This window comes from Methanofollis sp. (assembly GCF_028702905.1).
GTDB lineage: Archaea > Halobacteriota > Methanomicrobia > Methanomicrobiales > Methanofollaceae > Methanofollis.
Window position 1 is genome coordinate 20,275 of the sequence record NZ_JAQVNX010000005.1, and the last position, 26,175, is coordinate 46,449.

Here is a 26,175-nt window from a genome sequence, read left to right on the forward strand (position 1 = left end):
ATCATGGCCGTCCGGTACTCCTGCGATAAGGGCACGAAAAGAGACGGGATTATGGCGGATTTCAGGAGACCCGGCCCTGTTGAATCCTCATTCTTTTGCCAGGGTGGCTCTTCTGATCACTCACGTCTCCTCTGGTGAGCCGGTGCATTTCCAGGGCCATTTCATCGAGTGGGAAGAGTTGTTGGGCCGGAAAAAAGAAGGGGTCTATCCCCGCCTTCCCCGGAGGAGGAGGGCGGCACCCGCGGCGAGGGCGGCAAGCCCGAAGGGGAGGGGGCTCTGCTGCGGGGTGGTCGCCGCGGCGGCGGGGGTCGTGACCGGGAGTGCGGTCGCGGTTTCGGTCGGCGGCACGGTTGCGGTCACCGTCGGCGCGGGTCCGGACTCCTCGGCCCCGATTGCGAAGAGTGAAAATCCAGGGCTCTCCGCAGTGAAGGAGTAGCCGTACGCGTCTTCACCGACGAAACAGGTCGGGAGGGCGTGCCAGGCGCCGTCGTGGTAACGGTAGAGCACGACGCTCTCAGGCGCAAAGCCATGCTCTTCCAGCCATGACTTCGGGACGGTGAAGTTCAGGGCGGCACCCGCGAGGGCGGCGTCGGTGGTGCGGTAGAGGGTCACCTCGTCGTACTCATAGACCGCGTCGGCCGGGGCATCGATGCCCGAGGGAAGCCCCTTCCTCTCCACGGTGACGAGGAGTTCAGGGATCGTCTCCCCGGCGGTCACCCCGACCTCATAGATCGCGGAGTCCTGCATTGCAAAGGAGGCGTTCCCGCCGACCGGGATGTTGCTCGCCGCACCGGCAGAGACATCGGAGCGCCCGCCGCCGGAAGTGTGGGAATGGGGAGTCGGCACCGGTTGCAGGGAGAAGGAAAGGGGTGCGTTCGGGCCCTCGACGACCGTCACCGTCTGTTCGGCGGGGGTCACGTATCCTGCGAGGGAGACGGTGATCGTGTGGACGCCGGGCGGGAGGTAGAGGGCGGCGTCGGTTGTGCGGTTGATCGCCGCGCCGTCCAGGTGGACGGACGCACCGGTGGGCGTCGAGGAGACAGCAACAGTCCCGCGACCGTACATCAGGGGGAGGTAGTCGGTGCCGAGGTTCGAGACCTCCAGCGTCTGATCGCAGATGCCGTCGAAGTCCGCGTCCGCACACCACTCCGAGATGTTCTGGGCGGGGTCATTCAGCCAGAGGTTGCCGCCGAGGTACGGCCCCCCAGCGATGTTCGTCCCGCGGGTGCGGGTGGCGTTCAGGGCGGCGGCGGATCTCTCTGCATAGATGTTGGTGGGGTTGTCAAAGCGGCAGTTGGTGATGAAGGCACCGGTGGAATCGAGGAAGTACGCACCGCCGCCGAAGTTCGTTGCCGTGTTGTGCGTGAAGATCGTGCGTGTCAGGTTGGCACCGAGGGAACCGGAGAAGCACGTACCGCCGCCAGAGTTTGCCGTGTTGTTCGCAAAGGTCGTGTCCGTCAGGACGGCATTGGTGGAATCACGGAAATACGCACCGCCGCCGTACACGCTTGCCGTGTTGTTCGTGAAGGTAGCGTTCGTCAGGACGGCATTAGGGGAACTGACGAAATACGCACCGCCGCTGAAGTCTGCCGTGTTATTCGTGAAGGTGGTGTCCGTCAGTCTGGCACCGGCGGAACTGTCGAAGACCACACCGCCGCCGTCCCTGTTCATTGCCGTGTTGTCCATGAAGGTCGCGCCCGTCAGGACGGCATTGAGGGAACCGGAGAAATACGCACCGCCGCCGTACACGCTTGCCGTGTTGTCCATGAAGGTCGCGCCCGTCAGGACGGCATTGTCGGAACCTCGGAAAACCGCACCGCCGCCTTTCTCTGCTGCCGTGTTGTTCGCAAAGGTCGTGCCCGCCAGGGCGGCACCGTGGGAATTGGAGAAATACACACCGCCGCCATCAGAGTTTGCCGTGTTATTCGCAAAGGTCGTGTCCGTCAGGGCGGCATTATGGGAACTGTAGAAATACACACCGCCGCCGTCGTTCGTTGCCGTGTTGTTCGTGAAGGTCGTGTCCGTCAGGGCGGCACCGGTGGAACTGATGAAGTACGCACCGCCGCCGTCGTTCGTTACCGTGTTGTTCGTGAAGGTCGTGCCCGTCAGTCTGGCACCGGGGGAACGGGAGAAATACGCCCCGCCGCCGCCGTTCGTTGCCGTGTTGTTCGTGAAGGTCGTGCCCGTCAGGGCGAAATTGGCGGAATCATGGAAACACGCACCGCCGCCAGAGTTTGCCGTGTTGCCGGTGAATGCCGTCCTCTCGACCCGGAGGTGGTCGACGCTCTCGGCATAGAGCGCACCGCCGAAACCAGAGTTTGCCGTGTTGCCGACAAAGGTGCAGTCGGCGATGGTGAGGCCCTGAATCCCGGCGGCGTTGATCCCGGCGCCGCCACCAGAGCTCAACGTGTTCCCGGAGATGTTGAGACCGCGGAAGGTGGCGTTGTCCGCGGTGACGGTGAACGCCCTGACGGTGCCGGAGATGAGGGGTTGTGCGGGCGACCCGTCCCAGCGCGTGACCGTCACGTCGGGCGCGGCGATGGTGATCCCGCCCTCGTACACCTGGCCCTCCACGCCCCAGATGCGGATGGTGTCGCCGGCGCCGATCTCAGGGATGTCCGGGAGACGGGTGAGGTTCTCCGCCCCCGCCACCACGGAAACATTCCAGGTGTGAGGGTGGTCGATCGCCGCGGAAGCGGCAGCGGGGAGGAGGAGACACCCCGCAAGAAGGCACAGCACTGCGAGTCTGGCCGTACTCTCACATATATGATCTGCAATCATAATCCTTCACATCGTCCCGCCCATTCTTTTGTGGGCACAAACTGATTTTTTTATAATGATCAGTTTGTATATCAAATCTGCGAAGTAAAAATCCTAATATGTGATAACCGATATCTGCCCATTCGTGCAGGCCGGTTCCGGGGGGGCATGCGCGGGTTTTCTCTTTCATCCGGGAGAGGAGCGGACCGGACAAGGCACCGGAGGCCTCTGAGACGGCGCGCAAAGAGAGTGCACCGCCAACGGCACCCGAATAGAAAGAGAACAGCCTTCAGGTGAATCGCTCATGAAACGAAGTTTCAAGCGGTTCTTTGAAAACCACCCGGGTGGTTTTCATGGTATCCCCACGGCAACCCTGCCGCCTTCTCGAAAACCCTGAGGGGTTTTCTCGAACCATGCGTGACCTGTAGGGGCAGGCATGGTGCTCTGAAAAAAGAACCGGCGCCCCTTCCGGGACCGCCAATCACTCACTCCTCCCCGCCCTCGGGCACGGAGAAATGCGTCTGGACAAAGCGCCAGCCGTCCCAGGTGTTCATCAGCACCGCGGTCAGGCGGCCGTTCAGGTGCCGTACCCGGCCCCCGGCCGTGACCGTCATCGCAAAGGGCGTCGCCACCCAGGCGATGATCCCGTCCGCCGCGATCCTGAGGTCGCCGTATTCGAGCGAGAGATCGTCGCACCCTGCACATTCACGGGCGATGGCAGAGACGTACGCGTCGCGCCCCTCCACCCACTCCTCGCTCTCTGAGCCAACCCCGATCACCTCGGGCGCCAGCAGCGCCGCAACACCGTCCGCATCCTTTCGTCCGTACGCGGAGGCGTAGGCGTACATCGTCTTCGTCACCGCTTCCCGCGTCTTTGCACTGAGAAACATCTGTACAGAATAGAACAGAAAGGAGTTAGCCTTTCCTGATCCTGCGCCATCTGCGCTCCCTGCCGGCGAGATGAGATCAGGGAACAGGCATGGAGCGGCAGGTTACGACAGAGACATAAGAAGAAAAAATACGATGCCCCGGCCTGATGAAATCGGAACCAATTAATACGATTATTGGAATGTCTTTTCAGCCTCCATTCCGGGAAATCCCCTTGTCCCGCCCCTTAATAGGGGAGACTTCAGACATGTACAGAGACGATTTGCATTGTTGATCGCAGGCCAGAAAACAAGGGGGTTTTATCATACCGCATCAAACATTCCAGAAATCATCATGCGGGAGCCATGCTTCCGGAGAGAAAATTCAGAACACCGGGAACGCCCCCGGACGAGGAGATATATCCTCGCCGTCCCCCGAAGCCGAATATCTGCTGCTCCTCGATGCCATGCCCGTACAGGCATGGTTTCTCCCTGACCCCGTAACGTACGGGGCGGTCAACACCGCCAGGGCCGAGTACCTCGGGCTGAAAAAAGAGGACCTGGAAAGAAGGGCGATCTGGGACATCCTCCCCGAAGAAGAGGCGACGATCTGTATCAGGGGGAACGAGGAGGTCTTCCAGGGCAAAAAAACGATCCGTACAGAGGAGTGGGTCAGGAACGCCTGCGGGGAGGTGCGGTTGCTTGTCATCACAAAAAAACCCGTCCTTGATGATGCGGGCAATGTCATCTCTGCGGTCTGCACGGCAGAGGACATCACCGACAGGAGGCGTGCTGAAGATACGGCTCGCAGGCGGGATACGATCCTCGATGCCGTGGGTTTTGTTGCGGACGCCCTGATGAAACAGGGAGAGTGGAGCGACGAGATCCCTGAGATCCTACGGCGGCTGGGAGAGGCGACCGGGGCGAGCAGGGTCCACCTCTTCGAGAATAGCGGGACTGCAAGAGAAGGGCCCTGTCCCCCGTGCCAGGAATGGACCGCGGCAGGGATCATGCCCCTCGGGAAACATCTTCCCGACCATGCCGGCATCTTCTCCGCGGACGGGACGCCGCAGTGGTATGCCGACCTTGCCGCCGGACGCCCTGTCGCTGCCAGAGCAGGAGAATTCCCGGAAAAGGCGCGACGGCACCTTTCGTCAGGGCAGATCCTCTCCCTCGCCGAGATCCCTCTCCTGATCGAGGGGGAGTGGTGGGGATGCCTCGGCCTCGAAGACTGCCGCGAGGAGAGGGAGTGGTCGGGAGCGGAGATCGACGCCCTCAGGACCGCGGCGCGGATCATCGGGGCCGCCATCCAGAGACAACGTTTCGAGAACCTCTACCGCCTCCCGGTCATGTACTCCTCTTCGGGGATCTACCTGGCACAGGGCGGCACCTTCAGGTACGTCAACCCCGGATTCGGCACAATCTTCGGCTACACAGAGGAGGAGGTCGTCGGACAGATGTGCCATGCAGACATCATTCTCCGGGACGACCTGCCCCGCTTCCAGGAAATCATGCAGAGCCTTCTCTCCAGGGCGATGGCCATGGCACGGGACGATTTCAGGGGACTCGGGAAAGACGGCCGCCTGCTCTTCCTCGAACACTTCGGGACAAGGACGCTCTATCGCGGGAGGCCGGCGGTCCTCGGCACATTCATCGACAGGACCGCCCAGAAACAGGCCGAGACCGCGCTGACCGAGAGCGAGGAGAAGTACCGCGAACTCTTCAACAATGTCAAAGACGCCATTTTTCTCATAGAAATCACGCACGACAACCAGCTGGGACGACTGATCGAGGTGAACCCGGCCGCCTGCACCTACCTGCAGTACCCCAGAGAAGAACTCCTGCTCATGTCGCCCGGCGAGATCGAAGACCCGAAAGCACAGGCCTCCCATGCCCGGAGTATGGAAATACTCCTCCTCCACGGTGAAGCCGCCTTCGAGTCCGCCCTGGTGAGAAGGGACGGGTCCACCGTGCCGGTCGAGATACGGTGCAACCTCTTTGAACTGGCCGGAAAGCCGGTGGTCCTTGCCGTCGCGCGGGACATCACCGAGAGGATAGAGCGGCAAAAGAAGGAGGCGGAGGCATTCAGGCAGATCGAGAAGAACATGGAGCAGTTCGCCATCCTCAACGACCATATCAGAAATCCCCTGCAGGTGATCCTGGGCCTGGCATGCCTGTACGACGAGACGGTCGGGGACAGGATCGCCACAGAGGTCAGAGAGATCGACGCCCTGGTGAACGGCCTCGACCAGGGCTGGCTCCAGTCGGAGAAGATCAGGGCGGTGCTGCGCCGCCACTACGGGATGATTCTGGACGGCACGGCAAGGCATCAGGCAGGGTGAGGGAAGGCAGTCCGCGATCATGCCTATCTATATCATGCAGCCCTAAACCCTGTACCTGATCATGGGTTACCTGCACACACACCAGACAGTGCAGGAGGGGCGGCGTGGCTGAACTCCTTCTGAAGGGCTGGATCGAACAGGGCGGACGGCGCTTCTCTGAGGACGAGGTCCTGGCCGTCCTGACGGAGAACCCCCGCAACGTCTCTCTTTTCGGCGGGGAGTTCTATCTCAGGTACGGCGAGTGGCAGGCGCGGGACCGCTTCGGCATCATGCCCGGCCCCTGCCCGGCAGGGACGGTCACATGCGACGGCGAGGTCGTCGGGAGAGTCGGGCCTGACTATCCTGCCGGCGACCTCGAAGAGGCGATCGTCACGGCCGTCGGCCTCCGGGCCGTCGACGGCGCCGCGGTCGCCCTCTCCGGCGGCGTGGACTCCGCCCTCGTCGCCGCTCTCGCCCGCCTCCCCGCGGTCGTCGTCGGACTCGAAGGCTCGCACGACCGGAGGCGGGCCCTCGCCCTTGCAGAAATTCTCGGGATCCCCTGCGACGCCGTCGCCGTCACAGAAAGAGAGGTGGAAGGGGCGCTCCAGGAGGTCGTCGCGCTCCTCGGCGACCCGAACCCTGTGGACGCCTCCATCGCCACGACCGAGGTCTTCGTCGCACGCTGGGCAGAGGAGCGGGGCATTCGCCGGGTGCTCACCGGCCAGGGCGCCGACGAACTCTTCGGCGGCTACGCACGCTACCTCGAAACCGACGACCTGGCCGCCGCCCTTGAGAGGGACGTCGCCGACCTCCCGCGGCAGGTCGCACGGGACGGCGCGGTGGCCGCCCATTATGGTACCGCGTTCTCCCCGCCGTACCTCGACCTGCGCGTCGTGGCAGCGGCCCGCGCCATCCCCCCCGGCGAGAAAGTGCGGGACGGGGTGCGGAAGGCGCCGCTGCGGAAGGTCGCAGAGAGGCACATCCCGCCTGAATTCGCACGGGCCGAGAAGAAGGCGATGCAGTACGGGAGCGGGATCTGGAAGACCATCCAGAGACTCGCATGTCACAATGGTTATAAAAAGTCGGTACAAGGGTACTTAACTGACATGGGTAGGGACATGCATGGTTTCTGAATCAGACGTGGCGCATATTGCCATACTTGCAGATATCGGGATAACCAGCGACGAACTGGCCGAGTTCACCGGGCAGTTCAATGCAATCCTGGAATACTTCGACCTCCTGGACCAGGTCGAGGCGAGCGAAAAACCAGAGGCGGAAAAGATCAATATCTTCAGGGAAGATGAGGTCGTGCCGTCCCTCGCCGTCGCCGCCGCCCTCGATAACGCCGGAGAGTCGGAAGAAGACTATATCAAGGCCCCGAAGGTGATGTGAGTGGGAAAGATCACCTTTGACGCGGACGACCGCTGGAACGCCTTCATCGCCATCTGCCGCGAGGCAGAGCACGGCGACGGCCCCCTGGCCGGCGTGCCCGTGGCGGTCAAGGACAACATCTCGACGGCCGGCATCCAGACCACCTGCGGATCGGCGATCCTGAAGGGCTATGTCCCGCCGTACGACGCGTATGTCGTCGAGCGCCTGAAGGCCGCCGGGGCCGCCATCGTCGGCAAGACCAATATGGACGAGTTCGGCATGGGCACGACGACCGAGTCGAGCGCCTTCGGGCCGACCACCAACCCGGTGGACACGACCCGCGTCCCCGGCGGTTCCTCGGGCGGAAGCGCCGCCGCCGTCGCCGTGGGCATGGTCGACATGGCCCTCGGCACCGACACCGGCGGGTCGATCCGCTGCCCCGCCGCCTTCTGCGGCATCGTGGGCTTGAAGCCGACCTATGGCCGCACCTCGCGGTACGGCCTCATCGCCTATGCGAACTCCCTCGAAGGCATCGGCCCGATGGGGAGGACCGTGGAAGACGTCTCCCGCCTCTTTGCGGCGATCGCCGGGCACGACCCCCGCGACGCCACCTCCCTGGACAGGCCGTATACTCACACCCCCACCGCGGAGATCAAGGGGATGCGGGTCGGCGTGCCGCATGAGTTCTTCGGCGAAGGCGTCGACCCCGCCGTCGGGAAGACCGTCAGGGCGGCAATCGACAGGTTCGCCGAACTCGGCGCCGAGATCGTCGAGTGCTCCATGCCGAGCATGAAGTACGCCCTTGCGGCCTACTATGTCACCTGCACGAGCGAAGCTTCCTCGAACCTCTCCAGGTTCGACGGCGTCAGGTACGGCCCTGAAAACGACATCATCCCCTCCTGGCACGAGTCGTACCAGGAGCACCGCAAGACACACTTCGGCAAGGAGGTGCGCCGCCGGATCATGCTCGGCACCTTCGCCCTCTCTGCCGGGTACTACGGGAAATACTATGCGAAGGCCCAGGCGGCACGCAAAAACGTCCGCGACGACTTCGCCCGCCTCTTCGCCGACGTGGACGTCGTCGCCGGCCCGACCATGCCGACGACCGCCTTCAGGCTCGGCGAGAAGACCGACCCCCTCTCCATGTACCTCGCCGACATCCTCACCGTGCCGGCAAACCTCGCCGGCGTCCCGGCGATCTCGGTCCCCTGCGGCACAGTGGAGGGCCTGCCCGTCGGGCTGCAGCTCATCGGCAGACACTGCGAGGAGGAGCGGATCATCGACGCCGCCCGTGCCTACGAGGAGGTGAGGGCATGAGCGACACGACAGACGTGATCATCGGGCTCGAAATCCACTGCCAGTTGAACACGAAGACGAAACTCTTCTGCGGGTGCTCGACCGACTACAAGAACGACGGCCCGAACACCCATGTCTGCCCCATCTGCCTCGGCCTGCCCGGCGCGATGCCGATGATCAACAAAAAGGCCGTCGAGTACGGCCTGAAGGTCGCCCGCGCCCTCAACCTGGAGATCCCCGAGGAAGGAGAGTTCTCACGGAAGAACTACTTCTACCCCGACCTCCCGAAGGGCTACCAGATCACGATGTACGACAGGCCCCTCGCCGTGAAGGGCTACCTCGAGATCGAGGACGACAACGGCATCGACAAGAAGATCGAGATCACCAGGATCCACCTGGAAGAGGACCCGGGCAAACTCGTCCATGTCGGCGGCACCGCCCGCGCCCATTACACCCTCGTCGACTACAACAGGAGCGGCATCCCTCTCATCGAGATCGTCACCGAACCCGACCTCAGGTCGCCGAAAGAGGCACGCCGGTTCCTCACCAAGATGCGGGCGACCCTCGAGTACCTCGGCGTCTTCGACGGCGAGCGCGAGGGCGCTCTCCGTGTGGACGCCAACATCTCCATCAGGGGATCGGAACGGGTCGAGATCAAGAACATCACCTCGTACAGGGGCGTCGAGAAGGCGCTCACCTTCGAGATCACCCGGCAGAAGGGCATGATCAGGCGCGGCGGCAGGGTCGTGCGCGAGACCCGCCACTTCCAGGAGGCCCGCGGCATCACCACCTCGGCGCGGTCCAAGGAGACGGAGACCGACTACCGCTACTTCCCCGAACCCGACCTCTGCCCCCTGCGGGTGCGGGACTGGGCACGGGAAGTCGTCCTCCCCGAACTCCCCGACGCACGGCGCGACCGCTTCATGGCCCAGTACGGCCTCTCCCTCAACCATGCCCGGACCCTCACCGGCGACCTCCGCCTCGCCGAGTTCTACGAGGCCCTGGCGGCGAAGGCCGACCCGGCCCTGGCCGCCACCTGGACCGCGGACACCCTCCTCGGCGAACTGAACTACCGGGACATGCCTGTGGCGAAGGTGCCCCTCGACCACGTCGCCGACCTCATCGGCCTCGCCGGCAGGAACGAGATCACCGACAGGGTCGCCGTCGACGTGCTGCGGGCCTTCCTCGACGCCGTCATGAAAGGAGAGACGCCACAGATGCCGACAGACTACGTCCGCACCCACAACCTTGGAAAGGGCGAGGCCGACGCCTTCTCCGCCGTCATCGACGAGGTGATCGCGGAGAACGAACAGGCGGTCGCGGACGTCCGCGCCGGTAAGAACGCCGCTCTCAACTTCCTTGTCGGCCAGGTGATGAAAAAGACTAGGGGCAAGGCCGACCCGAAGGAGATCACGCCCCTTATTGCCGCCCGTATCACCCCAGAGGGGGGAACATAGGCCGTGCACCTCATTGTCGCAGAAAAGAACATCTCGGCGCGGCGGATCGCCGCCATCCTCGCCAGAGACCAGAAGGTCACCACCAGGAAAGAGGGGGGCGTCGACACCTACGCCTTCGGCGACACTGTCATCGTCGGCCTGAAAGGCCATGTCGTCGAGGTCGATTTCGAGGCAGGATATACCAACTGGCGGAGCGAGGAACGCCCGCCGCGTAGCCTCATCGACGCCGGGATCGTCAAGAAGCCAACAGAAAAGAAGATCGTCGCCCTGCTCCAGAAACTCGCGAAGAAGGCCGACCGCGTCGTCATCGCCACCGACTTCGATGCCGAGGGCGAACTGATCGGCAAGGAAGCCCTCGAACTCGTCAGGGAAGTGAACACGGGCGTGCAGATCCTGCGGGCGAAGTTCTCGGCAATCACGCCGCAGGAGATCGGGCGGGCCTTCTCCGAACTTGCAGAACTCGACTTCGCCCTTGCGGCCGCGGGCGAATCGCGCCAGGTCATCGACCTGATGTGGGGTGCGTCCCTGACGCGGTTCATCTCCATCGCCGCGAAACGCGGGGGGGAGAACATCCTCTCGGTCGGCCGCGTCCAGAGTCCGACCCTTGCGATGATCGTCGACCGCGAGAGGGAGATCGAGGCCTTCGTGCCCGAGAAGTACTGGATGCTCACCCTCGACACGAAAAAGGGCGCCGACTCCCTTGAACTCCGCCACACCCACGGCCGGTTCACCGACCACGCGGAGGCCCTCGCCGCCGAGGCGCGGACACAGGATCCCCTCACCGTCACCGAGGTGCGGGAAGGGGTCAAGAACGACCGGGCGCCGACGCCCTTCGACACCACGGCCCTCCTCGTCGCCGCAGGCAGGATCGGCTTTTCCGCATCGAACGCGATGCGCATCGCCGAAGACCTGTACATGAACGGTTTCATCTCGTACCCGAGGACGGACAACACCGTCTATCCGCCAAGCCTGAACCTCGGCGAGGTGCTCGACACACTGAAAAACACGGTCTTCGCACGGGACGTCGCCTGGGTCGAGATGCACAGGCGGCCCGAACCGACGCGGGGGAAGAAGTCGAGCACCGACCACCCGCCCATCCACCCGACCGGCGCCGCAAGCCGCGAGCAACTCGGCGACGATCGGTGGAAGATCTACGAACTTGTCGTGCGGCGGTTCCTTGCAACCCTCTCGCCCGACGCCGTCTGGAACACTATGAAGGTGAACTTCGACGCCGGCGGCGAACCGTACACCATCACAGGCGGACGCCTGAAGGAAGAGGGATGGCGGCGGGTCTACCTGTACAGCGAGGCCGCGGAGCACGTGATCCCGGCCTGCACCGTCGGCGAACGCCTCCCCATTCTCGGAAAAGACCTTGAAGAGAAGGAGACCGCCCCGCCGCCGCGCTACACCCAGAGCCGGCTCATCCAGAAGATGGAGGAACTCGGCCTCGGCACGAAGTCCACGCGCCACGAGGTGATCCAGAAACTCGTCTCCCGGCGGTACGTGCAGGGCAACCCCCTGCGCCCCACCCTCGTCGGCATGGCGGTGATCGAGTCCCTGGAAGGCCACGCCGATACGATCACGCGGCCCGACATGACCCGCACCCTCGAGTCCCACATGCAGCAGATCAAGGAAAACAGACGGACAAAGGACGACGTCGTCGGCGAGTCGCGGGAGATGCTCCACTCCGTCTTCGAAGACCTTGAGGCGCACGAGAACCAGATCGGGGACGAGATCATCGGCAGGACCGTCGAGGAGAAGACCGTCGGCCCCTGCCCGGTCTGCGGGAAAAAACTCCAGATCAGGCAGGCGCACGGGGCCTCCCAGTTCATCGGGTGTTCCGGGTACCCCGAATGCTCCTTTAACATCAGCCTCCCCGGCGTCCAGTGGGGGAAGGCGATCAGGCTCGACAAAGTCTGCGAACGCCACGAACTCAACCACATCAGGCTGATCAGGAAAGGCGCCAGGCCCTGGGACATCGGCTGCCCGCTCTGCTCCCACATCGAGTCGAACACCGAGACCCTGCGGATGATGCCCCACATGACAGACGGCCTCATCGGACGTCTCCACGCCCGCCACATCTACACGGTCCCCGAACTCGCCCATATGCCGGCAGGGGACCTGGCGCAGAAACTCGATGTCGACGAGAAGATGGCCGGGATACTCGTCTCCGAGGCAAACGAGGTGCTCGACCGCCTCCGCAGGCGTTCCGAACTGAAGAAGTTCATCAGGGCCGAGATCCCGCCGAGGCGCGGGAGAAGCCATGCGAAGATCGCAAAGAAACTGCTCGAAGCCGGTATCGACGACATCACCTCCCTTGCCGCGGCGAACCCGCAAAAAATCGCCCAGGTCGGGATCTCCGCAGAGGAGGCAGACGGACTCCTGGCAAAGGCCCGGGCCCTCTGCAGCGAGCGCCGGTTGCGGGAGGTCGGTCTCCCCGCAGTGAGCATCAAAAAATATGTCGGCGCAGGGCTCCAGGGCCCCGAGGACTTCGCCACCCTCCACCCCGCGTACATCAGCGCGGCGAGCGGGATCAGGGTCGAGACGGTCTGCCGCCATGCCGAGGCGGCCTGCAGCACCATCGGGCTGAAAAATCCGGCAAAGATCACCCAGAAGAAACTGGAAAAAGGGCGGGAAGAACTCCTGGCAATTCCGGGCATCGGCGAGGCGACTCTCGAAAAACTCTACAGGGCCGGGATCACCGACGCGGCCAGCCTCGCCGCCGCCGATCCCGAAGAAGCCGCACGGAAGAGCGGTATCCCCGCAGCAAAGATCAGGGAGTACAGCGCATCTCTATCGACAGGACACACACCACAGGAGTGAACACATGACAGATATGCATCAGAACTGGAAGAACTGGGCACATGTGACAAAACTCGATCCAGACAAACACCTCAACCAGGAAGCGATCGAAGGGGTCGCCACGAGCGGGACCGACGCGGTCCTCCTCTCCGGCACCCTCAATGTGACGCCGGAGAACCTTGCCGAACTCCGCGAGCAGGTCGAAGGCTATGGCATCCCCCTCGTCGTCGAACCGGCCGACCCCTCGGGGGCCGTCTTCGAGGGCGTCGACATGCTCTTTGTCCCGAGCGTCCTCAACACCCCGGACGCCCGCTGGGTGGTCGGCAAACACCAGCAGTGGGCGCTCCAGAGCCCCGACATCCCCTGGGACCGCGTGGTGCCCGAGGCCTACATCGTCCTCAACCCGGCCTCCGCGGTCGGGAAGGTGACGAAGGCCGTCTGCGACCTCGCCCCTGCCGAGGTCGCGGCCTATGCCCGCGTCGCCGAGCACTACTTCCACTTCCCGATCGTGTACATCGAGTACTCGGGGACCTACGGCAACCCCGCCATCGTGAAAGCGGCGTCCGAAGCCGTTGATAACGCAGTGCTCTACTACGGCGGCGGCATCGACTCCGCGGAGAAGGCCGCGGAGATGGGGCAGTACGCCGACACGATCGTCGTCGGCAACGCCGTCTATGAGAAAGGCCTCGATGCCCTGAGAGCGACGGTCAGGGCCGTCCAGTGACGACCATGCCCGAGATAGCGATCGTCCTTGTGGAACCCCTGTACGAGGGGAATGTCGGTTCTGTCGCCCGGGCCATGAAAAACTTCGGGTTCACCAGACTCGTGCTGGTCGACCCCTGCACCCTCGGGGACGAGGCCCATGCCCATGCTTCCCATGCGCTCGACGTCCTCGAAGGTGCCGAGAGAAAGAGCCTCGACGAGGTTTATGCAGAGAGCGACCTCGTCGTGGCGACGACAGGCGAACTCTCCAAGTCGGTCTGCACCTCGATGCGGATGCCCTACTACACGCCGTCCGAGATCAGGTCGATCGTCGGCGAGGTCGACGGACGGGTGAGCATCCTCTTCGGCCGGGAGAACTGGGGACTGAACAACGACGAGGTCTCGCGCTGCGACCTCATCTGCACCATCCCGACCGCCGAGATCTACCCGATCATGAACCTCTCCCATGCCGTCGCCGTCGTCTGCTACGAACTCGCCCACCTGCCGCGCGGCACCTACCGCCTTGCCGGAAAGACCCAGCGCGAGGCCCTTATCGAGCACTTCGGAAACTTTCTTGCCAGGATCGAGCACCCCGACCACAAGCGCGCCAACACCCTGCTGATGCTCCGCCGCGTCCTCGGGAGGACGGCGCTGACCACGCGCGAGGTCACGACCTTCCACGGCCTCCTCCGCAGGACAGAGTGGCACCTCGACCACCCGGGCGAGGAGCAATCACCTTAATTCCCCTGACAACGTACTCCTATCCAATGATCCTTGTTGACTGGCAGATCGAGGACCGCATCAGGCGGGGGCAGATCAGCATCGACCCCTATGACCCGGCCCTCATACAACCCAACTCCCTGGACATCAGGCTCGGGGACCATTTTGTCTGGTACGAACCGGGCGAGGACGTCATCGATCCCTACGAGAAAGAGAGCGTCACCTCCCATGTGCGCGAGACCCGCGCCGCGTCGGTCGTCATGGACCCGGGCGATTTCATGCTCGCAGAGACGCTCGAAGCCGTGACCCTCCCCGACAACGTCGTCGCCAGCATCGAAGGGAAAAGTTCCATCGCCCGTCTTGGAATCGAACTCCACCAGACCGGCGGATGGATTGACGCAGGTTTCCGGGGCACCATCACCCTGGAGATGTGCAATGTCAACCAGCGGCCTGTGCGCATGTACGCCGGGATGCCGATCGGCCAGCTTGTCTTCTACACGACCGAACGTGTTGAGAACCCGTATAACCTGAAGAAGGACGCAAAATACATGGACCAGCGCCAGGCGACTCTCTCGCGGTACCACGAGAACGAGAAGAGTGTTTGAAGATAAATAGAGGGAACACGTACAATTACGGAGATTATAGATCGTAAAGAAGGGGTTTTCCATGCGGCTTCTCTTAATTCACTCAGACCACATTGATTATAAGGCGCAGAAGAAGACGCCGGTCGCCGAGGAGGGGGCAGTTCTCTCAGATGCCCTCGACGAGGCGCTCGTCGCCTTCTGTGCCATCGAATCGGCAGACGAAGAAGATATCGACGACGTCGTCGCCCAGGCAGTCACCGAGATCAGGAAGACGACGGCTCAGCTCCAGACCGACCGGGTGCTCATCTACCCGTACGCCCACCTGAGCTCAGACCTTGCGGCACCCGACGTTGCCAAAAAGGCGCTCAAGGCCATCGAAGAGGACCTCAAGGCCTCGGGCGACCTGACCGTAAAGCGCGCTCCCTTCGGCTGGTACAAGGCCTTCACCCTATCGTGCAAGGGCCACCCCCTCTCAGAACTCTCCAGGACGATCCTGCCGGGAGAAGGGGAAGAGGGTGCAAAGCCCGCGAAGAAGCAGGTCACCCACACGTTCTTCGTCCTCACCCCCGAGGGCGAGCGGCTGGACGCGGAGTCCTGCTGCGACGACTCGGCCTTCGGTTCCCTCGTAAAGAAGGAACTCGGAAAGCCGACGGCTGCCGGCGGCGAGCCGATCCACGTCGACCTGATGCGCTCCAAGGAGCTCGTCGACTACGAACCGGCCTCTGATGTCGGCCACCTCCGCTGGATGCCCCGCGGCAGGCTGGTGCGCGACCTCCTTGAGGACTATGTCCTCGGCCTCGTCCTGGACTACGGCGGCATGCCTGTCGAGACGCCGGTGATGTACGACCTCGGCGACCCCGCGATATCCGAGCACGCGGCAAAGTTCGGCGAGAGGCAGTACCGCTTCAAGAGCGGGAACAGGAACATGATGCTCCGGTTCGCGGCCTGCTTCGGCATGTTCTCGTTCATGCGCGACATGCACATCTCCCCGAACACCCTGCCGATGAAGATGTACGAACTCTCCACGTACTCGTTCAGGCACGAGCAGTCGGGCGAGGTCATCGGGCTGAAGAGGCTCAGGGCCTTCACGATGCCGGACATGCACACCCTCTGCCGTGACATGGACAACGCCCTCACCTGCTTCGAGGAACAGCTCCGCATGGGCTGGCAGACCGGGTCGGACCTTGAGACCCCGCTCGTCGGGGCGTTCAGGTGCACGCAGGAGTTCTACGACCAGCACGAGGACTGGATCAAGAAGATCGTGAAGGAGTCGGGCGTGCCCCTCTTCATCGAGGTGCTCTCCGACCGCGTCCACTACTGGATCGCGAAGATCGACCTCGCCGCCATCGACGGCCAGGGCAGACCGATCGAGAACCCGACCGTCCAGATCGACGTGGAGAGTTCCACCCGGTTCAATATCAGCTACCGCGACGTCGAGGGCACCGAGGTTCACCCGCCCATCCTCCACTGCTCCCCGACGGGCTCGATCGAGCGCGTGATCTGCGCCATGCTCGAGAACACCGCCTACCAGTCTGTGCCGCACCTGCCCACCTGGCTCTCCCCGACGCAGGTCAGGTTCATCCCGGTCGCGGAGAGGCATGTGGCCTATGCCGCCGACCTCTGCGAAAAGTTCAACGCCGCCGGCGTCAGGGCCGACCACGACGACCGCGACGAGTCGGTGAACAAGAAGATCCGCGAGGCCGGGACAGAGTGGGTGCCCTACGTGGCCGTCATCGGCGACCGCGAGATGGACGAGGGGAAACTGACCGTGACTGTCAGGAAACTCTCCGAGCCGAAGAAGCCGCACAAGGAAGAGATGGCAGCCGACGCCCTGATCGCCGCCGTGAAGGAAGAGTGCGCAGGCAAGCCCTTCCGCCCCATGTACACCGCGAAGAAGCTCTCTATCAGGCCGCGGTTCATCTGAGCCGGCCCGGCCCCGAGAATTGGTGAAAATTTCAACATATCTTTTTTTCTCCGGGGGGTAATGATTCCCCACATCTGAGCGATCCATGATAAAAACTTGCGACAGTGCCAACTTTTTATATTGTCAGAATAAGATAAATTATATATAATAATCGACCGTGTATGGAACTCACCGGACGCGTAGCCCAGAGAAAAACATCATCGAAGCGCAACTTCGAGCGATTACATCCATGCATGCCCTAACCGCAATTTATACACATTATTCGCGGGCAACCGTCGGTCCCGCAGGGATCGGGGACGTCGCCTCCCGGTCATGCGGGTACGGCCGTCCTTCGTGAACGGCAGATACAATCAAAATGTACCGCAGACCCCGGAAGGGTTGGCAATGCGGTGATCGCCCTCTCCGGGATGGTGAGAGAATGATACGACAGATAGGCATCTCAGCAATAATCCTTGCCGGCCTCGTTGCCGCGGTTCTGGCCGGGCCCGCGCTCGATGCGGGCGAAAACGTGGCCATAGACGTTGGAAAGACCGTAGAGATCCCGATCACCCTCACAGGGGTCGATGCAGGGATTTCAGGATACAACATCACCCTTGCTCTCACCGAACCCGGCGTTGCAGAGATCACCGACCTGTCCTTTCCCGGGTGGGCCGGCCTCCATACGGCAGGGGTAGTCCCGGCCGAAACGACCTGGATGCAGGCGGTGGACCTCGGCAAAAAGGCTGAAACAGGGGAAGGCACCGCCCTCGTCGGGACCGTCACCATCAGGGGTGAGAAGGACGGTCTGACCGGCCTCATGATCAGACCTGTACAGGTGCAGAACGACAGGGGCGAGGACTATCAGGTCGAAGACCTCAGGACAGAGATTTCAGTCGGGACAACCGGCAGTGCATCATCCTCGTCTTCGTCGGATGGGAGCAGCGTGACCCCGCTCCAGACGGGGACCATCGCATCGGCGGCGACACCAACACCGGAATCGACGACCGCACTACCGGCGACGCCGAAAACACCGGCACAGGTTTCGACGACCGCATCCGGGACCGACGCAGTCGCGGTGACCGGGGCCGCGGGGGAACCGACACCGAAGCCTGCACCGCTCTGCCCGGTGCTCCTCGTGGCGACACTCGCCTGGGTATTCTGGCTCAAGAAAAGGAAGTGAAAGACATATGAAATCAATACATTGGATGCCTTTGATCGGCATCGTGCTGCTCGCCTGCATCTTTCCGGTGCAGGGGGCCCCGGACAGCGGCCCGGGATTCGTAACGAACCAGATGGACGTCACTCTCAGCCTCATGCCCGCAGAGGCGGAGATCGGCACGAACGAGACGACGACCTATGACGTGGTGGGGGTCTGCAACCCGCCGGGAGCGATGAACGAGACGGCGTGCATCGACAGTTACAACATCACCGTCAGCCTCGACGACGGTATGGTGGGCGAGATCACGGAGATCGTCTTCCCTGAAGATGTAAGCATGGGTGAGAGCGGAACGGTGCCCGGCGACAGCGTCTGGGTAACGGCTCAGAACCTCACCCCGCCAGGTGCCGCCGCTGAGAACCAGACTCTCTTCACGGTGACGGTGCGCGGCGACGCCGCGGGCACGACCGGGGTCACCCTGACGCCCGACATGGTCGTTGACGGGCAGGGCGGCACGCCGACGGTCACCACCGTACCGGCAAACCTGACGGTCACCGGCGAGGCAGGCCAGACCATCTACGAGACCGCGGTCGCCGACGGGAACTTCACGACTCTCGTTACCGCCCTCGACCTCACGGGCCTGAACGCCACTCTCGATGAACCAGGCACGTACACTGTCTTCGCGCCGACAGACGCCGCATTTGCGAACCTGCCGGCAGGCGTGCTCGACAGCCTGCTCAACGACACCGGGGCGCTCGAAAACGTCCTCCTCTACCATGTGGTCGGAGAGACGTACACCGCTGCAGATATTGCCGGGATGACCGAACTCCGGACGCTGCTCGGTGAGAACGTCACCGTCACCGTGGACGAGGCGAACGGCACCGTCATGATCAACGACGCCATGGTGACAGCCGCAGACATCGAGTGCACGAACGGCATCGTCCATGTCATCGACGCGGTCCTGATCCCGCCCGAACCCGCAGGGCTGGAGGCCAATTTCACGGCCGACGTGACGGCCGGTGAAGCGCCGCTGAACGTCCAGTTCACCGACCTCTCCACAGGCGACGTGACCGTCTGGTACTGGGACTTCGGTGACGGTGCGTTCTCGACCGAGCAGAACCCTGCTCATATGTATAACACCAGCGGGACCTTCAATGTCAACCTGACCGTGTCCGACGACACCGGCGCCAGCGACAACTTTGAAATCCTCGACTACATCAATGTCAGCGAACCGCCGCCGGTCATCGTCCCCGAGATCTTCTTTGTGCCCCTGAACGCATCTGTCGACGTGGGGAGCACGGTCGAATACACCCTGATCCTCAACACGGCCCCTGACGGCCTTGCCGGATACACCCTGAACGTGGACTCCGGGACCGAGGGTGTCGCCGAGATCGTCAATGTCTCCTATCCAGACTGGGCGATGCCGATCAACACCTCGGCACTGCCTGACACGACCGTGGAGATAAAGGCCGGTGACATGATGGACAATATCACGGCCGGGGCCACGAATGTCAGCCTCGCAAACATAACGGTCCTCGGCATGATGGAGGGCCAGGCCAACCTCAGCGTCGAGGTCGTCAGGATGACGGCCGACGGAGGAGGACCGATCATGCCCGACATGATGGCCGCCTCGATCAACGTGACGCCGATAGCGACGCCACCCACGCCGTTCCCGGGATACGAGAACCCGCCGACAGACCCGAATAACGACGGGAAGTACGAGGACGTCAATGGAAACGGGGAGATCGAGTACGACGACGTCATCGCCCTCAACACCAACATGCAGTGGGTCGAGGAGAACAACCTGGTGCCTCTCTTCGACTTCAACAACAATGGCAAGGTCGACTATGACGACATTGTCATGCTCTTCGACATGATCTAAACCCCAAATTTTCTTTTTTAACGACACTGTCGTCGTGTACGAGAACGGGACCACACAGGTCTCCCGCCACGGCGAACTCTCTGAAGTGACTCTCGACGCCGACGACATCCAGAGGATACAATCGATGACGACCTCGGACGCCTTCCTCTCTCTCCAGGACGAGTACGTCCCGGTGCAGCAGGGATACGACCTCTTCTCCTATGAGGTGAAAGCCGGGGGAAAGACAGTCGGGGCCTTCGACGGTGCGGTCCCTGAGGCTCTCGCCGGGATCATCGCAGAGATGGACGGCACCATCACGCAGAGCGTGGCATAACCGATATTTCTCCCTCCCATTTTTCGATGAATATGTGTTCGGGGGAGGAACCGGCCCCCCTCTGTCCACGGGAAGAGATCCGGTTCTTTGGACCTGAAGGGTAAAGAAAAAGAAGATCGGGTTTCCGGTTCAGGACTCCACGTCGAGGTCGACCTGGATGCCTCCGGACGCGGCGAAGACGAAGTTATAGATCACCGCCGCAATTGCGCCGCCGATGAATCCGCCGATCGCCCAGAGCACGATAGTGAGGAGAATCCCTCCGATCCCCGCAGTAATCGCGGCGACGATCCCCAGATCAGTTCCAGATATGGCCATCGTGACAGCGACAATTCCCGCGACAAGACCATACAGGGCACTCAGAATTGCAAAAAAGAATGCAACGGACATCACGCCAAGGCGGCGCACTTTTACGCTCTGCTTTGTCATCTCCTTCTCCCCTCCTGTTCTTTGCCTGGTTAATAATCACAATATTATATAAATATTATTATCAAATTCATTGGCCTGAAACGCTTGCCCGGTGCAGCCCCCATGCTTTTTTTCACACTATTCCTCCCGCTGAATGGTCAGTCAATCTGTCATGTCTCTTTATCGTCGTATAAAAAAGACGAAATTGCCTGCGTATTACAAATTTGAATACAATATCAAAAAATGTGCGATATGTTCATTTGCAAAAATTGATGACGCTGGTCGACCCACACGTACCCATGCGGTGCGACATCCCATCCAGCGTCCTCCACCTTGTCACCGGTGCGGCGGTCACCCAGGTCCTGCTAATCGTCCTCTCGATGAATATCGGCGGCATCGGCCTTCCTGGCATGGCCGCCGCGGGCATCGACGGCCTGCACGTCCTCCTCTTCGGCGTCTTCGACCTCATTGGCGGGGTCGGTTTTGCCGCCCTGATGCAGCGCCAGATCGAACCTTCCCTCCAGGTCCCCGAGTGACCTGCACTCACCTTTTTTCCTGCGTCTTCAGGACCGCGTATCCGGTATTGTACCGCGGCCCGACCTGCATCCTGTATTTTCGGACTGATAGCAATGATCGCTCAAAGATTCCTCTGCCGCGTGTCGAGGAGAGTTCGCGGGAGAAATAATCCCGTGACGGCCCCAGACCCTGTAACCGCGTCCCTGAAACCCGCGGATATAAAAGAGACGAGATCCTTTCAGCCATATCAGATGTCCCATTTGTGACGGTATTAATCCCCGAAGAGTGCCAACATACTCTAAGGACGGGACAGAGCATGAAAAAAACCATCATCACTGTCGTCGGGAAAGATACGGTCGGGATCATCGCGAAGGTCTGCACGTACCTCGCCGCCAACCAGGTCAATGTCGAGGACATCTCCCAGACCATCGTGCAGGGCTACTTCAACATGATGATGATCGTCGACACCAGCGGGTCCTCCAAACCATTCGGCGAGATGGTGCATGAACTGGAGGCCCTCGGCGACGAGATCGGCGTGAAGATCAGGTGCCAGCACGAGGACATTTTCATAAAAATGCACCGTCTCTGAGAGGTATTCGGATGATCACTCTCTTTGAGGTCAATGAGACGAACAAGATGATCGAGCAGGAGAAGCTCGATGTCCGCACCATTACGATGGGCATCAGCCTCCTGGACTGCTGTGACGCAGATCTGGACACCCTGAACCAGAATATCTACGACAAGATCACCCGCGTCGCACAGGACCTCGTCTCCACAGGCAGGGAGATCGAGCTCGACTATGGCATCCCCATCGTCAATAAACGCATCTCCGTCACCCCGATCGCGCTCGTGGGCGGGCGGGCCTGCACCTGTCCGGAGGACTTCGTGACGATTGCCCGGACCCTCGATAAGGCCGCCAGGGACACGCAGGTGAACTTTCTCGGCGGCTACTCGGCCCTCGTCTCCAAGGGGATGACGAAGGCCGATCGCGGCCTCATCCGCTCCATCCCCGCGGCCCTCGCGTCCACGGAGAGGGTCTGCAGTTCGGTCAATATCGGCTCCACAAGGACGGGCATCAACATGGACGCCGTCAAACTGATGGGCGAGATCGTGAAGGAGACGGCCGAGGCGACGAAGGAGAACAGTTCTCTCGGGTGTGCGAAACTCGTCGTCTTCTGCAACGCTCCCGACGACAACCCCTTCATGGCCGGCGCCTTCCACGGCGTGACCGAGGCTGACGCCGTCATCAACGTCGGCGTCAGCGGGCCGGGCGTCGTCAAGCATGCCCTCGAAAGCGTGCGGGGCGCGAACTTCGAGGTGCTCTGCGAGACCGTGAAGAAGACGGCCTTCAAGGTCACCCGCGTCGGCCAGCTGGTCGCGCAGGAGGCCTCGGAGAGGCTCGGCGTCCCCTTCGGCATCGTCGACCTCTCCCTGGCGCCGACCCCTGCCGTGGGCGACAGCGTGGCCGGTATCCTGGAGGAGATGGGCCTCGAGTCCGTCGGCGCTCCCGGCACGACGGCCGCCCTCGCCCTCCTGAACGACCAGGTGAAGAAAGGGGGCGTCATGGCGAGCTCCTTCGTCGGCGGCCTCAGCGGCGCCTTCATCCCGGTCAGCGAGGACCAGGGCATGATCGACGCCGTCAACCGCGGCGCCCTGACGATCGAGAAACTGGAGGCCATGACCTGCGTCTGCTCGGTCGGCCTGGACATGATCGCAATCCCGGGCGACACGCCGGCGACCACGATCGCCGGCATCATCGCCGACGAGGCGGCGATCGGCATGGTGAACCAGAAGACGACCGCCGTCCGCCTCATCCCTGTCATCGGGAAGGGCGTCGGGGACACGGTGGAGTTCGGCGGGTTGCTCGGCCATGCGCCGATTCAGCCGGTCAACAGGTTCGGCTGTGCGGACTTCATCAACCGCGGCGGCAGGATCCCCGCGCCGATTCACAGTTTCAAAAATTAAAAATCGGCTTTGTAGAAATCCTATTCTGGAGTGTCTCTTCCGGGGGGCTGCCGCCCCCCGGTCCCCCTGCCATTAGGATAGGGGGTGGAGGGTAGTCCCCTCTTCAAAATGCAGGTTTGCCCCTTTGAGGTCCAATCCTGAGCGGGGGTCCGGGGGCGTAGTCCCCCGGCTAGATCATAATGAAGGCGGTGGATCTGTGTACCATCTTCATAGGATCGGGGATACATCAGCCTAAGTATGAAGATTTCTACTGAGCCTAAAACTCATTTTTTTGCCTCCGGGCGCATTGCAATCAGGTCCCTCCCCAGGGAGTACGCCCGCTCCATCAGGTCGGGCCTTTCCGTGACCGGCGGCTTTAATCCCATCTCGCAGTCTGTTGCGACCAGGCACTCCCGCACAGCAAGGCCGGACATCGCCACCGCGTCCGTGAATGAACGGAGTGCCGGCTCGAAGAGGGAGGGGTCGGGCATGTTCTGCACGAAGATGAAGGAGACCGGGCAGGAACCGGGAAATGCCGGGGACATATCCATCCCGATATAGGGCACGAGGCGGTCGAGCCACGCCTTTGTCATGGCCGGGACGTACCCGAAATAGACCGGTGCTGCAACAACCAGGCCGCAGGATGATTCCATCATACGGTACACCCGCTGCATGTCGTCCTGTACGACACAGCGGTCGTTACGCTCCTGTTTGCATCCATGGCAGCCGCGGCAGTCGTGGATTGTGAGGTCGTCCAGGAAGACCTCCTGCGTTGCGACGCCCTGATCGCGGAGCGCACGCGCTGCTTCCTGTACGAGGAGGTGGGTGCTGCCGTTCCTTCGGGGACTGCCCATGAGAAGCGTGACATTTTTCCGGGGTTCGGTGTGTGACATTTTTGTGTTCCCTCGTTACCGTGATCGTTGGCGCCCCGGTACCAAAAAGAAACCAGCATAAAAAAATGTATATAGGATTAAAAAATGTACTAATGGCCTAATGAGCTCAGAATCAGATCCCGACGTCCTGCCTGTCCACGTCTATATCCGGGTCATCGGCGGAAAGTGGAAGCCTGAGATCCTCTGGTTCCTGCGCAAAGGGCCTCTCCGGTTCGGGGAACTGATGAAAAAGGTCCCCGGCATCACGCAGGTGACGCTTACAAAGAACCTCCGCGAACTCGAGGCGGACGGCATCGTGATCCGCACCGTCTTCCCGGAGATCCCACCCCGCGTCGAATACCGTCTCACGGAGTTCGGCGAGTCGGTCTTCCCCGTGCTGGACGTGATCAGCGCATGGGGGCGACGATATGTCCGCCATAAAAAAGAGATGGCTGAGTAGCGCCGTCGTCCTGCCGATCCGAAAGAATGGTGAATTCCCGGGATGAAAACCCGTTTCACATCTTTTTCATCAGATCGCCGGATTCGGTCATGGCTGCGCCTGCGAGATATTTATCCCGAGGTGCCTGTACAGCGCCTCGGGCCCCGGTTCTCTCCCCAGGAAATTTTCCAGGAGCACCATGCCGTCCTCCATATTGCCCTGTGAAAGGACATCGTCCCTGAATCTCATGCCGAGAGTCCGGTTGGTCATGCCGTCCTCCTTGAACTCGTCGACGATATCGAGGGCATAGACCTTCGACCAGAGGTACCCGTAATACCCGGCATCGTATCCGCCCATGAGGTGCTCGAACGATGCAGGCTGGTGGGTGCCGGGAAGAGGCCGCGTGCCGGTCACGTCCTCGCAGGTCTGATACCAGACCTCGGTCACGTTGACAGGTCCTGTCGCGGTGTGGAAACGCATGTCCTCCAGGGAGTTGGCGAGGAGGTGGCGGGTGTAGAACGTCCCTGTGCCGACGTTTCGCGCCGCAATGACGCGGTCGCGAAGTTCGGTCGGGATCTTTCGGGACGCATTGGTGTAATGGCCAGATACCGACTCCAGGACCTCGGGGTCCCACGCCCACTCTTGAAGAGTCTGGGAGGGGGTCTCGACGAAATCGGACGCCACATTGAACCCGGAGAGGGAGCCATAGGGTGCGGTCGCCAGGAGATGGTGCATCGCATGCCCGGTCTCGTGGAAGAGCGCCTCTATCTCGTACATTGAGAGAAGCGACGGCCTGTCACCCTCGAGCCTGTTGAAATTCCCCAGGATCGCAACGACCGGTGTCGCGTACGTGCCGTTCTTCAGCCTCCCGCCGATCAGGGGGGTCGCACAGAAGTGCCCGTACTTCCCGTCACGCGGATAGAGGTCGAGGTACAGGTAGCCGATCGTCTCGTTGTCTGCCCGGTCCTTCACCGCATACAGCCTGACGTCCGGAGACCAGACAGGGGCGTCCCCGACCTCGGAGAACTCGATGTCGAAGAGGGTCCCGTAGGTGTCGAAGAGGCCCTGGAGGACGGTGTCGAGAGGGAAATATTCCCTGACCTCCTCCTCGTCATAGGCGTACTCCTGCTTCTTCTGTTTCTCCTGGAGGTACGTGACGTCCCAGGGGTCGACGGCCGTTGCCGCCGGGTCCAGACTCTTTTTCACGGCGAGGAGGTCGGCCATCTCGTCGTCGTACTTTCCCTTCAGGGACCCCTGCACGGATGTGAGAAATGCCATCACATTACTCGTGTTCCCGGCCATCCTGCCGTCGGTCTGGTAGTCTGCCCATGTGGCGTACCCCAGTTCCCGTGCAATTTTCTGGCGCAGGACGATCGCCTCTTCGAGCAGGGCGGTGTTCGCCTCCGCCTGCCGGTTGCCGGACGCCTCGTACATCCTCTTGCGTGTGTCGGCACTGTCGGCATAGGTCATCACCGCGATAAAGTCGGGGTACTTCATGGTGACGATATATGTCCCCTGCGGCGTCTGCGAGAACGCGGCCATCGCCGCCGGCGGTATTCCGGCGAGGTCGTCGGCAGTGCATGCGATCGTCGTGTTGTCGTTGTTCAGGTTGGCCGCGTACCGGATCTCAAGGCCGCTCAACTCCGTCCTCATCTCCCTGACCTTCGCGAGGCGGTCTTCAGGGAGGTTCAGGCCGTTCTTCTCGAAGTCCCTGAGGGTCACATCGAAGAGGCGGGCCTCCTCGGGGGTGCGCGGCGTCTGGCCGCGGAGGGCGTCGTAGAGGTCGCGCCGGGTGGAGACGGTGGTCATGAAGGCGTGGGAGGACTCCTCGCAGGCCATGCCCTCGGCGGCGATCGCGGCATCGGG

22 protein-coding genes are annotated in these 26,175 nt (G+C 62.1%); 17 read left to right on the forward strand and 5 right to left on the reverse strand.

Annotated features, from left to right (window positions below; translation table 11 throughout):
- Positions 1 to 204: 204 nt before the first annotated feature.
- Positions 205 to 2,739 (reverse strand): right-handed parallel beta-helix repeat-containing protein, encoded by a 2,535-nt coding sequence (locus tag PHP59_RS01460; RefSeq protein WP_300162490.1) that lies wholly within the window; start codon positions 2,737 to 2,739, stop codon positions 205 to 207.
- Positions 2,740 to 3,245: 506 nt separating this feature from the next.
- Complete coding sequence (locus tag PHP59_RS01465; protein ID WP_300162493.1) at positions 3,246 to 3,650, reverse strand: nuclear transport factor 2 family protein; 405 nt, start codon at positions 3,648 to 3,650, stop codon at positions 3,246 to 3,248.
- A 443-nt stretch (positions 3,651 to 4,093) separates the two neighbouring features.
- Here PHP59_RS01465 and PHP59_RS01470 point away from each other — a divergent pair, with 443 nt between their 5' ends.
- The 13 genes from PHP59_RS01470 to PHP59_RS01530 all read left to right on the forward strand — a co-directional run bounded on the left by PHP59_RS01470 (position 4,094) and on the right by PHP59_RS01530 (position 20,133).
- Positions 4,094 to 5,968 carry a PAS domain S-box protein gene (locus tag PHP59_RS01470; RefSeq protein WP_300162496.1) on the forward strand — a complete coding sequence of 625 codons (1,875 nt, stop codon included), beginning with the start codon at positions 4,094 to 4,096 and terminating at the stop codon, positions 5,966 to 5,968.
- Positions 5,969 to 6,072: 104 nt separating this feature from the next.
- Entirely contained in the window at positions 6,073 to 7,080 is a 1,008-nt protein-coding gene (locus PHP59_RS01475; protein WP_300162499.1) for an asparagine synthase C-terminal domain-containing protein, read from the forward strand.
- The gene (gene gatC, locus PHP59_RS01480; RefSeq protein WP_300162502.1) at positions 7,070 to 7,339 is read left to right on the forward strand and encodes an Asp-tRNA(Asn)/Glu-tRNA(Gln) amidotransferase subunit GatC; all 270 of its coding nucleotides are present in this window, start codon (positions 7,070 to 7,072) and stop codon (positions 7,337 to 7,339) included. Before PHP59_RS01475 ends, gatC begins: the two co-directional genes overlap by 11 nt.
- Positions 7,340 to 8,635, forward strand: a complete 1,296-nt coding sequence (gene gatA / locus PHP59_RS01485) for an Asp-tRNA(Asn)/Glu-tRNA(Gln) amidotransferase subunit GatA (protein WP_300162505.1) — start codon at positions 7,340 to 7,342, stop codon at positions 8,633 to 8,635.
- A complete protein-coding gene (gatB, locus tag PHP59_RS01490; protein WP_300162508.1) occupies positions 8,632 to 10,071 on the forward strand; it encodes an Asp-tRNA(Asn)/Glu-tRNA(Gln) amidotransferase subunit GatB in 1,440 nt (479 codons plus the stop codon). Before gatA ends, gatB begins: the two co-directional genes overlap by 4 nt.
- Positions 10,072 to 10,074: 3 nt before the next feature.
- Positions 10,075 to 12,894: a DNA topoisomerase I gene (locus PHP59_RS01495; RefSeq protein WP_300162511.1), complete on the forward strand. Its 2,820-nt coding sequence runs from the start codon at positions 10,075 to 10,077 to the stop codon at positions 12,892 to 12,894.
- 13 nt (positions 12,895 to 12,907) lie between these two features.
- Positions 12,908 to 13,597, forward strand: a complete 690-nt coding sequence (locus PHP59_RS01500; protein WP_300162552.1) for a phosphoglycerol geranylgeranyltransferase — start codon at positions 12,908 to 12,910, stop codon at positions 13,595 to 13,597.
- 5 nt (positions 13,598 to 13,602) lie between these two features.
- Positions 13,603 to 14,316 carry an RNA methyltransferase gene (locus PHP59_RS01505; RefSeq protein ID WP_300162514.1) on the forward strand — a complete coding sequence of 238 codons (714 nt, stop codon included), beginning with the start codon at positions 13,603 to 13,605 and terminating at the stop codon, positions 14,314 to 14,316.
- Positions 14,317 to 14,342: 26 nt separating this feature from the next.
- Positions 14,343 to 14,900: a dCTP deaminase gene (gene dcd / locus PHP59_RS01510; RefSeq protein ID WP_300162516.1), complete on the forward strand. Its 558-nt coding sequence runs from the start codon at positions 14,343 to 14,345 to the stop codon at positions 14,898 to 14,900.
- 61 nt (positions 14,901 to 14,961) lie between these two features.
- Positions 14,962 to 16,803, forward strand: coding sequence for a threonine--tRNA ligase (locus PHP59_RS01515; protein ID WP_300162519.1), 1,842 nt, complete (start codon positions 14,962 to 14,964; stop codon positions 16,801 to 16,803).
- A gap of 418 nt (positions 16,804 to 17,221) precedes the next feature.
- Positions 17,222 to 17,962: a hypothetical protein gene (locus PHP59_RS01520; RefSeq protein WP_300162522.1), complete on the forward strand. Its 741-nt coding sequence runs from the start codon at positions 17,222 to 17,224 to the stop codon at positions 17,960 to 17,962.
- A gap of 7 nt (positions 17,963 to 17,969) precedes the next feature.
- A complete protein-coding gene (locus PHP59_RS01525) occupies positions 17,970 to 19,820 on the forward strand; it encodes a fasciclin domain-containing protein (RefSeq protein WP_300162525.1) in 1,851 nt (616 codons plus the stop codon).
- Positions 19,821 to 19,854: 34 nt separating this feature from the next.
- Positions 19,855 to 20,133, forward strand: coding sequence for a hypothetical protein (locus PHP59_RS01530; RefSeq protein WP_300162528.1), 279 nt, complete (start codon positions 19,855 to 19,857; stop codon positions 20,131 to 20,133).
- 129 nt (positions 20,134 to 20,262) lie between these two features.
- Here PHP59_RS01530 and PHP59_RS01535 read toward each other — a convergent pair whose 3' ends face one another.
- Positions 20,263 to 20,559: a hypothetical protein gene (locus PHP59_RS01535; protein WP_300162531.1), complete on the reverse strand. Its 297-nt coding sequence runs from the start codon at positions 20,557 to 20,559 to the stop codon at positions 20,263 to 20,265.
- 251 nt (positions 20,560 to 20,810) lie between these two features.
- On the opposite strand from PHP59_RS01535, the gene PHP59_RS01540 reads away from it, so the two are divergent.
- The 3 genes from PHP59_RS01540 to PHP59_RS01550 all read left to right on the forward strand — a co-directional run bounded on the left by PHP59_RS01540 (position 20,811) and on the right by PHP59_RS01550 (position 23,019).
- Entirely contained in the window at positions 20,811 to 21,074 is a 264-nt protein-coding gene (locus PHP59_RS01540; RefSeq protein ID WP_300162534.1) for a hypothetical protein, read from the forward strand.
- Positions 21,075 to 21,370: 296 nt separating this feature from the next.
- A complete protein-coding gene (locus PHP59_RS01545; RefSeq protein WP_300162537.1) occupies positions 21,371 to 21,643 on the forward strand; it encodes an ACT domain-containing protein in 273 nt (90 codons plus the stop codon).
- 11 nt (positions 21,644 to 21,654) lie between these two features.
- Positions 21,655 to 23,019 (forward strand): PFL family protein, encoded by a 1,365-nt coding sequence (locus PHP59_RS01550; protein WP_300162540.1) that lies wholly within the window; start codon positions 21,655 to 21,657, stop codon positions 23,017 to 23,019.
- Between the two features lie 263 nt (positions 23,020 to 23,282).
- Here PHP59_RS01550 and PHP59_RS01555 read toward each other — a convergent pair whose 3' ends face one another.
- Positions 23,283 to 23,891: a flavodoxin family protein gene (locus tag PHP59_RS01555; protein WP_300162543.1), complete on the reverse strand. Its 609-nt coding sequence runs from the start codon at positions 23,889 to 23,891 to the stop codon at positions 23,283 to 23,285.
- A gap of 100 nt (positions 23,892 to 23,991) precedes the next feature.
- Here PHP59_RS01555 and PHP59_RS01560 point away from each other — a divergent pair, with 100 nt between their 5' ends.
- Positions 23,992 to 24,330 (forward strand): helix-turn-helix domain-containing protein, encoded by a 339-nt coding sequence (locus PHP59_RS01560; RefSeq protein WP_300162546.1) that lies wholly within the window; start codon positions 23,992 to 23,994, stop codon positions 24,328 to 24,330.
- Between the two features lie 87 nt (positions 24,331 to 24,417).
- On the opposite strand, the gene PHP59_RS01565 is transcribed toward PHP59_RS01560, so the two are convergent.
- The coding region (locus tag PHP59_RS01565) for a M3 family metallopeptidase (RefSeq protein ID WP_300162549.1) at positions 24,418 to 26,175 on the reverse strand (1,758 nt) is incomplete at its 5' end.

Coding starts and splice junctions, on each gene's coding strand:
- PHP59_RS01465 (WP_300162493.1), bottom strand. CDS start 3,650: ATGTTTCTCAGTGCAAAGACGCGGGAAGCGGTGACGAAGACGATGTAC.
- PHP59_RS01470 (WP_300162496.1), top strand. CDS start 4,094: ATGCCCGTACAGGCATGGTTTCTCCCTGACCCCGTAACGTACGGGGCG.
- gatC (WP_300162502.1), top strand. CDS start 7,070: ATGGTTTCTGAATCAGACGTGGCGCATATTGCCATACTTGCAGATATC.
- gatB (WP_300162508.1), top strand. CDS start 8,632: ATGAGCGACACGACAGACGTGATCATCGGGCTCGAAATCCACTGCCAG.
- PHP59_RS01500 (WP_300162552.1), top strand. CDS start 12,908: ATGCATCAGAACTGGAAGAACTGGGCACATGTGACAAAACTCGATCCA.
- PHP59_RS01505 (WP_300162514.1), top strand. CDS start 13,603: ATGCCCGAGATAGCGATCGTCCTTGTGGAACCCCTGTACGAGGGGAAT.
- dcd (WP_300162516.1), top strand. CDS start 14,343: ATGATCCTTGTTGACTGGCAGATCGAGGACCGCATCAGGCGGGGGCAG.
- PHP59_RS01515 (WP_300162519.1), top strand. CDS start 14,962: ATGCGGCTTCTCTTAATTCACTCAGACCACATTGATTATAAGGCGCAG.
- PHP59_RS01520 (WP_300162522.1), top strand. CDS start 17,222: ATGATACGACAGATAGGCATCTCAGCAATAATCCTTGCCGGCCTCGTT.
- PHP59_RS01525 (WP_300162525.1), top strand. CDS start 17,970: ATGAAATCAATACATTGGATGCCTTTGATCGGCATCGTGCTGCTCGCC.
- PHP59_RS01535 (WP_300162531.1), bottom strand. CDS start 20,559: ATGACAAAGCAGAGCGTAAAAGTGCGCCGCCTTGGCGTGATGTCCGTT.
- PHP59_RS01540 (WP_300162534.1), top strand. CDS start 20,811: ATGACGCTGGTCGACCCACACGTACCCATGCGGTGCGACATCCCATCC.
- PHP59_RS01545 (WP_300162537.1), top strand. CDS start 21,371: ATGAAAAAAACCATCATCACTGTCGTCGGGAAAGATACGGTCGGGATC.
- PHP59_RS01550 (WP_300162540.1), top strand. CDS start 21,655: ATGATCACTCTCTTTGAGGTCAATGAGACGAACAAGATGATCGAGCAG.
- PHP59_RS01555 (WP_300162543.1), bottom strand. CDS start 23,891: ATGTCACACACCGAACCCCGGAAAAATGTCACGCTTCTCATGGGCAGT.
- PHP59_RS01560 (WP_300162546.1), top strand. CDS start 23,992: ATGAGCTCAGAATCAGATCCCGACGTCCTGCCTGTCCACGTCTATATC.